The organism is Sporosarcina highlanderae, from assembly GCF_030433715.1.
Taxonomy (GTDB): domain Bacteria; phylum Bacillota; class Bacilli; order Bacillales_A; family Planococcaceae; genus Sporosarcina; species Sporosarcina highlanderae.
In genome coordinates, this window is the sequence record NZ_JAROCC010000018.1 from 1 (window position 1) to 13681 (window position 13681).

Annotated in this window: 15 protein-coding genes and 1 pseudogene; all 16 read right to left on the reverse strand. The window is 38.9% G+C overall.

Features of this window, described 5'->3' with window-relative positions:
• Positions 1 to 783: 783 nt before the first annotated feature.
• Complete coding sequence (locus P5G49_RS16170) at positions 784 to 1179, reverse strand: metal ABC transporter substrate-binding protein (RefSeq protein ID WP_301245495.1); 396 nt, start codon at positions 1177 to 1179, stop codon at positions 784 to 786.
• A gap of 102 nt (positions 1180 to 1281) precedes the next feature.
• Positions 1282 to 1545: a hypothetical protein gene (locus tag P5G49_RS16175; protein WP_301245496.1), complete on the reverse strand. Its 264-nt coding sequence runs from the start codon at positions 1543 to 1545 to the stop codon at positions 1282 to 1284.
• Between the two features lie 35 nt (positions 1546 to 1580).
• Positions 1581 to 2276, reverse strand: a complete 696-nt coding sequence (locus P5G49_RS16180) for a VC0807 family protein (RefSeq protein WP_301245498.1) — start codon at positions 2274 to 2276, stop codon at positions 1581 to 1583.
• Positions 2277 to 2293: 17 nt separating this feature from the next.
• On the reverse strand, positions 2294 to 2731 hold the full coding sequence (locus P5G49_RS16185; protein WP_301245499.1) for a VOC family protein: 438 nt from the start codon (positions 2729 to 2731) through the stop codon (positions 2294 to 2296).
• A 979-nt stretch (positions 2732 to 3710) separates the two neighbouring features.
• Positions 3711 to 4712, reverse strand: coding sequence for a protein kinase family protein (locus P5G49_RS16190; RefSeq protein WP_301245500.1), 1002 nt, complete (start codon positions 4710 to 4712; stop codon positions 3711 to 3713).
• Positions 4713 to 4781: 69 nt separating this feature from the next.
• Positions 4782 to 5159: a hypothetical protein gene (locus tag P5G49_RS16195; RefSeq protein WP_301245501.1), complete on the reverse strand. Its 378-nt coding sequence runs from the start codon at positions 5157 to 5159 to the stop codon at positions 4782 to 4784.
• Between the two features lie 78 nt (positions 5160 to 5237).
• Positions 5238 to 5429 (reverse strand): hypothetical protein, encoded by a 192-nt coding sequence (locus P5G49_RS16200; protein WP_301245502.1) that lies wholly within the window; start codon positions 5427 to 5429, stop codon positions 5238 to 5240.
• 215 nt (positions 5430 to 5644) lie between these two features.
• Positions 5645 to 5761 (reverse strand): YvrJ family protein, encoded by a 117-nt coding sequence (locus tag P5G49_RS16205; protein ID WP_301245503.1) that lies wholly within the window; start codon positions 5759 to 5761, stop codon positions 5645 to 5647.
• Between the two features lie 64 nt (positions 5762 to 5825).
• The gene (locus P5G49_RS16210) at positions 5826 to 6044 is read right to left on the reverse strand and encodes a DUF2922 domain-containing protein (protein ID WP_301245504.1); all 219 of its coding nucleotides are present in this window, start codon (positions 6042 to 6044) and stop codon (positions 5826 to 5828) included.
• Positions 6045 to 6082: 38 nt separating this feature from the next.
• Positions 6083 to 6301, reverse strand: coding sequence for a DUF1659 domain-containing protein (locus tag P5G49_RS16215; RefSeq protein ID WP_301245505.1), 219 nt, complete (start codon positions 6299 to 6301; stop codon positions 6083 to 6085).
• A gap of 160 nt (positions 6302 to 6461) precedes the next feature.
• Positions 6462 to 7782, reverse strand: a pseudogene (locus P5G49_RS16220) (type I restriction endonuclease subunit R, EcoR124 family); the annotation flags it as partial.
• An 11-nt stretch (positions 7783 to 7793) separates the two neighbouring features.
• Positions 7794 to 8600 carry a helix-turn-helix domain-containing protein gene (locus P5G49_RS16225; protein WP_301245506.1) on the reverse strand — a complete coding sequence of 269 codons (807 nt, stop codon included), beginning with the start codon at positions 8598 to 8600 and terminating at the stop codon, positions 7794 to 7796.
• A 280-nt stretch (positions 8601 to 8880) separates the two neighbouring features.
• Positions 8881 to 9324 (reverse strand): hypothetical protein, encoded by a 444-nt coding sequence (locus P5G49_RS16230; RefSeq protein WP_301245507.1) that lies wholly within the window; start codon positions 9322 to 9324, stop codon positions 8881 to 8883.
• Positions 9299 to 9955 (reverse strand): helix-turn-helix domain-containing protein, encoded by a 657-nt coding sequence (locus tag P5G49_RS16235; protein WP_301245508.1) that lies wholly within the window; start codon positions 9953 to 9955, stop codon positions 9299 to 9301. Before P5G49_RS16235 ends, P5G49_RS16230 begins: the two co-directional genes overlap by 26 nt.
• Before the next feature lie 248 nt (positions 9956 to 10203).
• Complete coding sequence (locus tag P5G49_RS16240; protein WP_301245509.1) at positions 10204 to 10599, reverse strand: DUF4362 domain-containing protein; 396 nt, start codon at positions 10597 to 10599, stop codon at positions 10204 to 10206.
• A gap of 340 nt (positions 10600 to 10939) precedes the next feature.
• The gene (locus P5G49_RS16245) at positions 10940 to 13501 is read right to left on the reverse strand and encodes a vitamin B12-dependent ribonucleotide reductase (protein WP_301245510.1); all 2562 of its coding nucleotides are present in this window, start codon (positions 13499 to 13501) and stop codon (positions 10940 to 10942) included.
• Positions 13502 to 13681: the final 180 nt, after the last annotated feature.

The window sequence follows — 13681 nt, forward strand, 5'->3', positions numbered from 1 at the left end:
TTTTAAAAAACCTGAGTTGCGTCTTCTTTAGTGTTGTCATTTTTGCGTAGTTGAGAGTTTAATTTTCATGGGAGTTGAAGTACATTTCTTCACAAACGCACTTATTCTTAACAATCACGTTATTTTGTTCAATTAAATGGCTCGGTAATTGATTAGGCTCGTTAAAGCCACTTGCAGTTTATTTTAACACAAAATTTCTCGCACCCTTCAAAATTATCATTTTTTTATCTGAATGCCTTTTACGGTGGTTATTCTATTCAACCTCGAGGACAAGCCCTACATTAAGGGATTTGAAAGGCACATCTATTGGCAATACATGGACCAATCACAAAACTGATTGTCATGAGAGTTGATTCCGCATTCATCAAAGGAAGAGGATTTGACGATTTACGCAATGGCATGAAGAAAAAAATATTTTATTTATGATCCTATTGCTACAGATAACGTATTGATTGGTCATTTCACAATTAATTTCTAATTAAAGACTTCAGTAAGTAGATACTTTGAACTAAAGCTATACTAACACGACTCAACGATAAGCGCGGAACGCCTTAAACCTTTGGTATATATGGGTTTTAGGCATTTTTTTATTGCTGTGACTGAAACTAAAGATGCAACTAACCTAAAATGGAAAAAGGGACCCCTTTCCGTCCTTAGTAGAACTGCACTTGCCCAATTAAAAAAAAGGCGGCGATTGCCACCCCTTTAATTATTCTGTTCCACAATCGCGCCCATTTCTCTAATAATACATTCTCTATAAGTTGTTCAATAATAGAACAGCTTCTATCGACCTACAATAAACTTACCAATAATAGTCTCTCCATCTTCATTATATAAAGGAATTTCTCTTGGCTTAGCTCCTTTTGTAAGTCTTACTGCCTCTTCAGGAGTTTTAGGCTGTGGACCATCCAAATCTACTTGCTTCACATATCCTGTTTTACCGTTCTCACCTACCGCTAACAGCAAATCAGGTTCACCGAGAATGATCGTCGCATCTCCCATATTTGGTCCATAAGTTTGTCCATTATCATTTATTGGATAGCGACCATCTTCTAAAATACTTTCAATGGTCGGTATAGAGACATCCATCTCTATTTCACTGTTATTTTCATTTTCTGCTTTTGGCAATGTTTCTTGTTGTGAACAACCAGCTAACAAAAGTAATGAAATTATTGCCAAGACTAATAAATCCTTCCTTACTTTCTCCCCCTAACCACATCGCAAATATTATCTAATTGGAACAACTGACAATTCATATCACGAGGGGTGGTTGGTAGCGAATTATTTCTTATAGTATTCGCGTCCCAAAATGATTAACCCCACTAACGCTAATATCACGCCTATAATAAGCGGCAAGCCCAGAAATAACGAATCAACAACGTCATCACCATATTGTTCTCCACCAATAATCGCGAACCAAAACTTCGACCTACCTGACCACCATGACGTCGAATCTGGTACATATATAGCACCTGCTAAAATAACGGTTGCAGCGATGATTATTCCGCCCATCATTACGAATCCACCAATTAGGACTCTTTTCAAGTTGTATCACTCCTAAATTTCCACTTACCATTTTTTTACTTATCGGTCAACTCTTGTATTCCTCTGTGTATGGAACTTTCTCTTTCGCGCTTCAATTGCAAGTTCACAAACTTCTGTATCAGTACGTTTGTATAAAAAAACATACCTGTTATTAGCGCGCCAAATATCCAGCTTGCTATTTGTCTATATATCAACATCTGGTCAAAGCCGTCCACACCATATTTCTTCAGCAAATAAACCTTCAATCCCGCCATAAAAAGGCCACGAACGATAAATAACAATTGGATAAGCTGGAACCAAATAAAAATTCCTTTTTCATAAAATAATTTTGTGCTTTCTTTTCGATCATGTCCTTGCAAATAAGCGAAATCCACAGCAAAGTACAAGGCAAATGGGCGTTTTACTGTTAGAGCAATAAAGTGAACAATAACGTAAAACATCCCGAGATAAACGCCATTCCATAGCATTCGTTCAGCGGAACCGGATAACAAATCCACCAAAGTCCCCAAGAGAAGTGAAGCGATCACAAACAATCCTGTAATATTGAATTGCTTCTCTCTTAAAAACCGGTAAACAGTGTAAATGAATCCCGGAATCGTTGAGATCAGCATTGCAATATAGTCCCCAAAAGGATCTCTGCCAAACTTCCATAGCACATAAGGAATAGCTGCATAGAAAAACAAATCTAATATAATGAATTTATTTCCGGATTTTTTCTGTTTTTTCTCCATCCCAATTTACCCCGTTTTTATTTCATTTTCTCCGCCAATTCTAAAATAATCCCTTCAGGACCACGGACGAAACATAATTTATAAGCATTTTCGTAGTTTTGTATCTCACCCAAAAGTTCCGCGCCTTTCTTTTTCAGTTTGGCGACAATGGCTTCAATGTCTTCTACAGCAAACGCAATATGCATGATACCCAGGGTATTTCCAAAAGGCTGCTGAACGCCTTTCGCTTCTGACGGGATATGAAATTTGACCAGTTCCAAAGTTGTCTGGCCATCCGACATCCCAAACCATACAATCGTCTTTCTAACATCAGTAAGCCCAATTATCCGGTCTATCCCTTCCCCTAACACTTCTGTTTCCCCTAATACCATTAGTCCAAGGTCAAGAAAAAAGGCTTTGGCAGCAGGAAGATCATAGACTATTACACCTACATGATCGATTCTATTGATTTTCATTCATCAAACCTCCTTGGTACTCGTTATTACTATATCCTGCTCCTTTTGACACTTAAACATTCTGGTTCTGCTATTGAACAAGCACAAATCAATATTCTGGAATTGCGCCTGTTCATGGGACCGTACCGTGTGAAACCGTATATTTACGAATTTTTATTTGCCAATTACGTATGTAGCTCTCCAAAATGAAAACAGTAGCATATATGCATAATGAAAGCCGTTCGGAGGGAATTTCAATTTAAGGAAGATGCCGGTAATTGCCACACATAGTGATACCAGCCAATAGTACTTGCCCCTCACGGTAAAAAATAATCCATTGGCTAAGATAGAGATAATTTCAACCAACCTAATTGAAATATGCTTGGACATTTCCCAAGAAATTGTACCTCCTTAAGTCAATCCTACAGTCTGGCCACTTTATGAATGAAAATCGCTTGATTTTAAAAAGAAAACGAACCCGCCGATTGTTGAAAATTATTATCCAGGTTACAATTTTCTTCTACCTATTCCATCTAGTAGAATGCCAATGCCAAACAAGATAATGCCTGTCGCAAACGCATATTGGAAGTAAATTGATTGTGTTCCTCCAAGCTTATAATACAAACCTATAAAACTTAAAATTATCCCCAATAGGATACAAATACTTCCAATTAACTTCATACTTCACCCTCAAATACACCATATTTGATATAATCGCATTCCAATAACTTGAACTGTTCTTCAGTTATCTCTCACAACCACTTTAATTTGTAACGTTTATTAAAGCTCCCATTAATTCAGTAAGATTACTTAAGTAGCTAACAATCCGGAAACTATTTAGGGCAAGAATAAATAATGAAATGGCAATTATAAACTTTAATAACTTTTCCATGCAATACTCCTTCCAGAAATTATTTGTTCGTCTTCTTAAGTGTTCAGTTATAGAGCAACGGTTAATCATTACCACGTCCGTATGACTACCTATACCTTTTTAGTCTGATTATCTTTGCAAAGTATCATAGATTTCATGCAATAGCTCCCCGACCTTTTCACGCTCATTACGGTCAATTAACTTCTCCAATGAATTTTCATTATATTTGATTTTGGTAAACCATAAGGCAGATGATATTGTGTAAATGTCACTTAATACATTTTTTTCTTCATCAGATAAAGGTCGCTCAGTTATATATCCCTTATAAAATTGCTTAAATAGCTCAGGTCGGTCATTGTCTGTTAGTCCATCGGATAAATCCATTTCATTTGCCGTCAACAATCCTTCAAGCACCATGTCTCCGACAAGAGTTTGATCGCCAGCAATATTATAATCAAATATTCCCAGGTTTCCTCCTGTATACGATAAATTGTTTATGGAAATATCACCTTGTGTTGCAAACCTCGGCAATTTTCTCCAAGATAGCCTGATCCTTTCAAGTCTTTCTGAATAAAGACCTTTTATTTTCCGGTACATCTCTGCATTTATTTTCCCAGCTTCACCAAGTTCACGAAACGTATTGTACCCACTGACTTCGTTATATCCAAGAAGATCAAAAATAGTACTCCTTCCAATTAGACAGTTACCATTCTCCGATATTCTGTGGATTTTCCCCATTAGTTGTCCCATTTGATAGGCAAGGTTAAAGTCGATAGCTTTTATCTCTTCACCGAAATAATCTTCTACCGTTACGGCAACATCCATACCATTCACTTTATAACTTAGGCAATACTTGCCCCCACTGACATATCTTCTTGGCGTCAATATTCCTTGGCTTCTTAGATATTCGGAAAAGACACTTTGTGACTCAATAATGTGAGGAGGATGAGTATTTTCTTTAACAAATTTGACGACTAACGGCTCTCTATTAGTGAATTCCACCTTAGAAATAATTTTAATTTCTTTATCTTTCTCATTGTAGTAATGAATAAAATCAAAAACGTTAGATACTTGCCCATTAATGTTGTACGATGTTAGGATTTTATTGACATCTATTACACCGATATTCATGTTGCATTTCCCCGTTTCACAAATATTCATAATCTACCAACCCGGGTGCCTTCGCAACACATAATGTAATCATGAAAATTCATTTTCTGTGATTTCGCGAATCAGTTTACAAAAACCATCCCATTCATTTGGAAACTGATTACTTCCCGACTTTTTGATTGTGAGTCCGTCAGTAACGATTTCCAAGCTCCATTGCGTACCGTCAAGAATACGCGGATCGCTATACTTTTTCTTCCATTCCATTATACGAAGAGCTTGTAATTCCCTCATAAATTTCTTAACTTCCGCTGCGGAAATTGTTTTGATCATCAATTCCTCTTCCCCGCCAAGCCAATGACTCCACAATACTTCATGAGTGGTCAGGTTGATTTCAAAATTATAATTGCCTTCAAAGAAACCACCTACCGACGCTTTAAGGATTTTAATTTTATTTAATTCGGTACTCACCTATTTTTAACTCCCCGACTACTTGTATTAGTTGAAATAAACCGTCTTTTTGAGATATAAGTCCATTTAACCACCGTTTTAATTCTTTGAGCTTTTTATTAAAAACATTCCAGTGGATCCTATAACAGTTGTTACAGCAATCACAGTCATAGCAAACGCAATATCTGATATGGTGTGAGGTGTTTGAGTCAAAAAATCGAACCAAATTAATTCAATTACCAAAACAATTCCCCATATTATAAAAAGCACTAACAATAAATCACTTTTCAAACAAATCCTCCTCCGTCCCAATCTGGTCACTAATATGCATTCTTAAGTTATATCAAAAAGATAGGACTACTTTTTAACCCTAATATTTCCTTTTAGTCTATTATACCATGAAGACATTAACCACTTTCAAAAGGTTCATTCAAAACAAAAAATACACCCTCCTCAAACCAAGGAAGGTGTACAATCAAAACTATACCCACAAATCATCATTCACTTCACTTTACAAGCGCACTGTGAATGGCCTCGAGTTTCGTTTCAAGCCGGTGCAAGAGATAAAAGGATACAAAAATCGGAAATCCGATTTGCTGTATGAGATTTAGCCATTGTTCCATTTTGAAAGAAACCTCCTTTCCCAATAGAAAAGGCTCCCCAGCCGGGCTGGAGAGCCGCTATTAATTATGCAATTACAAGTTCTTCGACGGTACGGTCGATAATGCGGGCACCTTTTACGCTTGCAAGAAAAGAACCATCGACTTCAAACACTTGAGAATCGATAATTTCCTGCATGGCTGCCTCCACTTCGGACGGTGTCAAATTAGCGCGAGGCTCGTCCACTGTGAGTGAAGTTTGTTTTCCAGCTGCCGTATAAAAGTTCAATTGTAACGATTTTGCCATTCCTCATCTCTCCTTTCTACTTAATTAATAATTACTTCTTAGTTCATAATGTCTGCTGTTTCCAGCCTTTCTGCTCCGATAAATGGATATTCGGAGAGCTGTGCCAATTGCTCAAGAGCTTTGTATAGATTGTCAGCCGTCGCCCCTTCTGCAATGCCGCGATAGGATTTCGATTTGCGGATCAATTTCCCGCCCTCTGTCATCCCACCATTGAAATACACCTTACCAACTGCATTTCTGAATTCAATTGTCGCCATCTGCTTTCCCCTCCTTTCACATACTATATAGACTTGAAAAGAGGGAAAGGATACTATGCGTGAAATTCTTTTAAAAAACTTTTCCCGAGTACTTTTAGAAAGTTCATCCAAGAAAAATACACCTTCCCCTAAGTCAGAGAAGGTGTATGGTCACTACTTTTCACCGCAACTCATCATTCAACGGTACAACAACCTCATCTAACGTCTTTCGCCACTGACGTTTCACCTCCGGTCCGTATTTCAACGGTTTTGCCTCTGGATGAACCACTTTATACTGATCAAATTCCTTACTATTGATGATTCCACCCACTTGGAATCGGTTCCGTCCCGACGACATACTGGATTGCGGAGGAATACAGCTCGCTCTCCTTCACATACCACGTATCAGCAAATCTTCCAATCGCCGAATCATCGGCATTCGTAAAAAAACGTCTCTTCACCGCAAGAATATCATCTTCGCGTTAAATTCCTTCATCATCGATGGCGTTTAACATCGAACGGTAAACGTCTTTGACGCTTTCAGGCTTCTGAAGCTTTTGAAGGGCTTTTTCAATTTCATCACGGATATTCTTGTTGTTTGCTGAGTATGTTTCAAGCAGACGGTCGATGTAAGTGGAGTCGATATCATAGAGTTTAATTGCGTTTTCCCCATAAAACTCGATTTCCGACAAATCGGGCTCTTCCCCATCTCCATCCCTTTCATCCACCAACGAACCTTTCACGGTGTTGTAAACGCCGATATACGCTTCCAATGTCTTCACCTGATCCTGTAGCGCTTTAGATTTCTCCATCTCATCATTATAATCATCATAGGTCACCAAAGCCTCATAGGCATTGTTCAACTCTTGGAATGCTTTAACAAACTCAATTCGCATTTCAATCGAAGAATGCTCGTCAATATCGGTTGGGTTCGGTACGATTTTCTCCAATGAACTATGAGCCTTTTTAAAACGTTTCCTTGAGTCATCGTACGTTGGATAGATAAGCCCGGATTCTTCTTGCGCCTGCGAATACAACTTTGTCGCGTCTTCCACATTTCTCTCCATCGTGGAAGGCTTCCGGAATGTTACGATTAACCCCTTCGTCTTCCCTGGATATGTACGATTCGTCCTTGAAAAAGCTTGTATCAGATTGGCGTAACTCAAATTCCGATCGACAAATAACGTCTGAATCGTAGGAGCATCAAACCCGGTTAATAAGCGGTCGACAACGATGACCAAGTCAATCTGTTTGCCGAACTCCTTGAACTCCGCCCTCTTACGCGCAAGTCGATTATTTATATCGCCATTATAGCGTTCAATATCTTCGATGGACCAGGCGGTATCATAGTAATCGTTATAGTCCTTAATGATTTCCTTCATCTCATCTTGCGCCTGTTTGGAATCAACTTCGTTTTCCTGCAAGGAATACGTAATCGCAATCCGTGGGAAATCCGGATCTTCAATCGTCCGTCCCGTCCGGATCGGATGATCGGATACCTCTACCCTAATATTTATAAGCCTTCAGGACAGTAAAACCCTTCTATCGGCTTATCATATAGCATGAAAATGTCCTTGAAATATATATCATCGACCAATTTATCCAAGACGCCCTTGAAATACCCAGGTAAATTGCGGATTACTTTCTTTTTTGTGGCCATCACAGTGATCATCAATGCACGATAAGCAAGGTCCTCGAAGATATGTCCGTCCCCTTGGTAGATTTCGTATTTCAACATCCGTCCAGAGATGGCCCTGTGAATTCCGAAGAATTCACGGGCTAATTTACTGTCTCCAAGTGTTCCTGCAAGTAAATCTTTCATCCGACTAAATAGACTTGTGGATAACTTTGACGATTCTTGCTGAGACGTGTAGTTAAGATCTTTAGATTTTACTAGAGATTTAGAAAGAAGAGCTTGGTCCTTTGAAATTTGCTCGCTTTCCTTGACCTCACGCGATTCTTCCACATGATCGCGGTCGTTCATTTTCCCCTGTTCATTGAAAGGCAAAATGACGTAGATGTTGGCGCCGAGTCCGCTCATTACCGGACGGATGAAGTGTACTTTCTCGATGATGCCTAAGCTGGCGAGTTTGGTTATTGCACGTCTTACCGTTGCGTTTGATTTGCCGATCGCCTTCTCAATCGTCGCATGTTTCAAATGTGCCGCTCCGTATTTCACTGAATACCGGCGGATAATATCGAAAACCTGAATATCCGACTTTGTCAGGTCATTCCAATGTTTCATCAAGTGTTGTTCAGCTGCTGCATCCATTTCTGCAATAGTTTCGAAGCGTGAGTAGTCTCTCAAATAATATGTCATTTTATGATCCCCCTTCACTCTCTATATAGATGTGAGAGATCAAAAGGGATACTCAGGATTGAAAGTTTTTTAAAACAGGTCTAAATGCTCAATTCTTTAAGGTGCCTGTGCAATAACATTCATGACAATTCAACCAATTTGTATAAAAATATAAAAATAAAACACAACTACATTTTTTCTTTTTATCTTTATGCGATTATAATACTTGAATTGTTTGACTAAATAGACACGAGGAAGTAAAAAAGTAGAAAGCCGGTTTTGTTCCTTAACCAACTTTCTACTATTTAGAGCGCTTCAATCGAAGTATGTGTGGTAGCACATGTTCTTCAAGTACATCGTAAATTGTGTACCCTTCCTTGCCGGGTACCCGTTGACCATCTTTCTCTTTATTATCTTTAGGCACATGCCAATGCCAAGGATCAAACTTTTTTATTTCCTCCGGTGTATCATTTGGATGATAATGCGCATGAAATTTTTGGAGTATGGTACCGTTGCCGGCATACCAATCATAATAGTATTCTACTAAATCATTTTTAATAAAGATTTCTCTACAATGTAGATAACAAGTATCATCAAAAAATTTAATCTTCGCTAGCACTTCTCTGCCCTTTTTATGATCTAATTGCCCTTTCGGTGTTTCAGAAAATGACACGCTATAAATTTGTTCATAACGCACCTCAAGGTTGCCAAAGGTTGTTTTAGTTATTCCTAGCATTTTTGGCACTTTCCAACCTCACTTTATATGACAACCAAATTGAAGCATCCGTATCTTCTTCAGTTAATTCCAAAATTGTTTTATCGCCAAAAACTTCTTCGAAAGTTTTACCATCGTATTTTTCTTCTAATTCTTTTATTGAGCACTCTAAGTAAGTTATTTCATCTACTTCTGGTTCTTGGTTTTCAGCTTCCCAATTGGCTTTTAAAGTAGCAATTGTAAATCGTTTTCCGTTTGATAAAACAACTTCAGCATCTTCAGGTATTTTAGACCACTTACTTCCATCTTTTTCAACACCATTAATTTTCCCATCACGTATCCAAGCATTAATGGTTTGTTGTGATACACCAATAAACTTTGCTACTTCACTTGTTGAGAATGTCACTGTGCTTCCTTGAATAGATTCCGTTGAAATGTGTACTAATAACTGATTTAAGTATTCAACAAGCTTATCCTTATTAGATAAGTTGTCTTCATTCCATTCGTATCGATACCGCTCAGCACCTTTTACTGTAAATAATAAGTGTTTAACCAATGTGGCAGTAACTATTAAGTCTGTCTCCACCATCTTTTTCGTATAATCGTAAGCAGCAGATCCAGTTAAAATCTCTCTTTCAATTACAGTAGGACGCATAATCATCTCACCTCTCACCTCCAATATACCGTTAGTCTTTCAGTTTGTCAATAAACTGAAAGTGAACTGAAAGCACTTTTAAAGTTTATTATTGACATTTATCTATACAAATTATACGAATCAACGCAAAAAAAGAACCTTCCCAGTACAGAAGGTTCTTTTTCTTTAATTGTTTACTGCACAGGCACTGAACAAATTGAAGTATAACCCGACTTACCAATTACTGCATTGTGTTTGTTTATGTAAAGAATCTTTTATTTATTCGGGATTGACAACAATACAAAATCACCATTAAAACTTCCGCTACAATCTCTAAGAATATATTGTTTTATATCTTTCTCTATTTCAATTGTTAATCCTTGGCAATTATATTCCTCAATAAATTCACCAGCTACACTCTGTGAAACATTAATGCTCTTTCCGTCAAACGTCAATGTCTTAACGCCACGTTGCCCCTCTACACCATACTGAATATAGTTTATTTTCGCGCCATTTTGATTTTCCACATTTTCAACAAATCTATCTAAGCCCTCTAGGTTTTCAATATCATTGTGATTATTTACTACTTCTTCAAGTTGATTTGAAGACCCTTGGGTACATCCCAATAACGCAAAACAAAGTACGGCAACTAAAAATAATATTCTTCTCATACCGTTCCCCTCCATTAGTTACTTGTAGCGATTCACTATACTGACATACTCGTTAGTTAAAGAGCCAATCTGCCAATCTTTTTCGAATTATGCATAATTCCTCTTGAATGGTTAGACGGATTCACCCTAAATAAGTTTCTTTTTTGTTCTACAAACTGACTTGTTTAACGAAGGCACTTAGCAGATTTCCTTTTTATATGAAACTAACATTAATAACGCAAAAAAATCGTCCTATCTAACAATGGGGTTAGCCAACCCATTTTAGAAAGGACGATTTTTATATTTAATTCAATTACTTTTTAACTGTAACAATGATTTGGGATACTCTTAGTTCGCTTGATTATAATCCACATTTCAACTGTGCATTACAGTTTGTGCATGTATTACAGCCGCCCATTTCCTCGACGGTGCCTTGTCTACATACAGGGCATGTATCGCCTACTTCGGAGCCGATTGTGACATTCGTTGAACGTAGGTCTTGGATCGTATTAACGAGCACGACTTTACGTTGTTCGACAACTTCTTCAACATAATCGGTATCCATTTCGTTTTCTTCTGCTTTCAGCGTTAGAACTTGAGAGTCACGGCTACCGTCGACATACACAGTACCGCCTTTTGCTCCGCCTTTATACAGACGCTCATAGACGCTTTCTACCTGTTCGACTGTATAGCCGCGTGGTGCGTTAACAGTCTTAGAGATCGAGCTATCAATCCAGCGTTGGATGATGCATTGTACATCCGCATGTGCTTCCGGTGCCAAGCTCATTGATGAGATGAACCAATGAGGTAGATTGTCCGGATCCGCTTCTGGATTACGCTCTAAATACTCTTCCACGATTCCAGCTTTCACCTCGATGAATTTACCAAGACGACCACTGCGGTAATAAGTGAAGGAAAAATATGGTTCTAATCCGGTAGAAACGCCAACCATTGTTCCAGTGGATCCCGTCGGAGCAACAGTTAGTAGATGTGAGTTTCTTATTCCGTGTTCAAGAATTGCCTCACGGATATCTTCCGGCATTTTTTTCATGAAACCAGTGTTGATATATGCTTCACGTAGTGCTTTTGTTTCCTCGTCTGTTTTACCGATAAGGAAGGGGAAGCTCCCCTTTTCTTTCGCAAGCTCAATTGATTCGCGGTAAGCAGTTGTCGCGATTGCTTCGAAAACTTTGTCGACAAGTTCGTTGCCTTCTTCTGAACCATACTCTTTTTCACAGTAGATAAGAAGATCGGCAAGTCCCATGACGCCAAGTCCGACACGGCGCTCACCAAGGGCTTGTACTTTATTTTCTTCAAGGAAATAAGGTGTCGCATCGATTACGTTGTCCTGCATTCGGACTCCGACACGGACTGTTTCTTTCAATTTATCGTAATTTACTGTCTTTGTTTCTTTATCAGCGAATTCTGCAAGGTTTACAGCAGCTAAATTACAGACACTGTAAGGAGCCAACGGTTGTTCCCCACACGGGTTTGTAGCTACGACTTGCTGGCCGTATGCTTTTGCATTTGTTTCGCTGTTCGCATTATCGATAAAGAAAATGCCTGGTTCTGCAGAGTACGTTGCACAAATGTTTATGAGATCCCATAGTGCCCTGGCTTTGATCGTCCGGTAAACGCGGACTCCAAATCCTTGACGCTCCCATTCTCTTACATCGCCGACTTTATGCCATTCTTCATTATATGTCGTCATTTCTTCAGTAGAATATTTCTCAACCGCTGGGAAACGAAGATCATAATCAGCGTCCTGTTCCACGGCTTTCATGAAGTCATCTGTCAATGTGACCGAAATGTTCGCACCAGTTAAGAACTCTGGATTGTTAACGGAATAAGTTCCACCATCACGTAATTTCGTTTCAGCGTCTCTTAAGATCGCTTCGTTGAAACCACCCATACCAGGGATTGTCCTGTAGTTAAGGATTCCTTGGTACATCGCTTCCTCTTGTGCGGAAAGCGGTTTGAATTTCAGTTTTTCATTTGCGAGTTTCTTAATCAATTCATCTTCTGTATTTTCAATAAGATAACGCAGAATCCTTGGATTTTGCATTTTCGAAATGATGAACTCGTAAATGTCAGGATGCCAGTCCGCCAACATAATCATCTGCGCTCCGCGTCTAGACCCACCTTGTTCGACAAGATGTGTCAATTTCGCGATGTCATCTAACCAGGATACTGACCCGGAGGATTTACCGTTGACGCCGCGTGCTAATGTATTGCGTGGTCGTAATGTCGAACCGTTTGTTCCCACACCACCGCCACGGCTCATGATCTCCATCACTTGCTTACGATGATCCGAAATGCCTTCACGTGAATCTGCCACGAACGGCATCACATAACAATTGAAGAACGTTACTTCAGTATCTGAACCAGCACCATATAATACACGGCCTGCCGGGATAAAATTCAAATTCGATAGTTGTTGATAGAACCGTTCGAATGACGCGTTACGCTGTTCTTCAGTTTTTTCAACAGCTGCAAGGCCAGTCGCATTCCGTTTTGCAATCTGCTCATAGAACACTTCAAGTGGCTTTTCAATGACATCAATCGGTCTTGTGATAATACCTGTTTCAATGCTCTCGGGGTTGTCGATTGCACTACGGTATTCTTTCTCGATCCAAATATCTGCTTTTCGATTTTTTTCGTCAAGTGCTGTGATGAAGCCAAGCCCTCTTGCAGGAAACTTCGGATCTTCTTTGACGGTTAAGACGACGAAATCACCAACTTTTAGTGTTTTCTTTTCGATATCCTTGAAGGAATACCGGTCAATCATGACAAGTCGGGACACCCCACTGTGTTCGATCTTCATATCTTCTGTAATTGGATGCACCTGCGGAAATTCGGCAATATCCGCGTTTAACCGCGCCTTGTCCAGAATTGGTTCCTGATGCTTTGAAACAATTACCATTAACGCATCCTCCTTCTGGTATTTTTTTGATAACACAACATGTTGTGTTAGTTCTATTCCCTAATCTACTACATATTGAAACCTGCTGCAACGTTAAAATTTCGACATTGAAATTTCAGCATTGATTCCATGCGGTTTCTTGTAAAAATTAATTCTAAAGTGCCAATCAACTCAAGAAGT

What these genes read in the sequence shown, in the direction of transcription:
- P5G49_RS16180 (WP_301245498.1), bottom strand. Translation starts at nt 2,276, where the DNA reads ATGGAGAAAAAACAGAAAAAATCCGGAAATAAATTCATTATATTAGAT.
- P5G49_RS16185 (WP_301245499.1), bottom strand. Translation starts at nt 2,731, where the DNA reads ATGAAAATCAATAGAATCGATCATGTAGGTGTAATAGTCTATGATCTT.
- P5G49_RS16190 (WP_301245500.1), bottom strand. Translation starts at nt 4,712, where the DNA reads ATGAATATCGGTGTAATAGATGTCAATAAAATCCTAACATCGTACAAC.
- P5G49_RS16205 (WP_301245503.1), bottom strand. Translation starts at nt 5,761, where the DNA reads ATGGAACAATGGCTAAATCTCATACAGCAAATCGGATTTCCGATTTTT.
- P5G49_RS16210 (WP_301245504.1), bottom strand. Translation starts at nt 6,044, where the DNA reads ATGGCAAAATCGTTACAATTGAACTTTTATACGGCAGCTGGAAAACAA.
- P5G49_RS16215 (WP_301245505.1), bottom strand. Translation starts at nt 6,301, where the DNA reads ATGGCGACAATTGAATTCAGAAATGCAGTTGGTAAGGTGTATTTCAAT.
- P5G49_RS16225 (WP_301245506.1), bottom strand. Translation starts at nt 8,600, where the DNA reads ATGACATATTATTTGAGAGACTACTCACGCTTCGAAACTATTGCAGAA.
- P5G49_RS16235 (WP_301245508.1), bottom strand. Translation starts at nt 9,955, where the DNA reads ATGATTATGCGTCCTACTGTAATTGAAAGAGAGATTTTAACTGGATCT.
- P5G49_RS16240 (WP_301245509.1), bottom strand. Translation starts at nt 10,599, where the DNA reads ATGAGAAGAATATTATTTTTAGTTGCCGTACTTTGTTTTGCGTTATTG.
- P5G49_RS16245 (WP_301245510.1), bottom strand. Translation starts at nt 13,501, where the DNA reads ATGGTAATTGTTTCAAAGCATCAGGAACCAATTCTGGACAAGGCGCGG.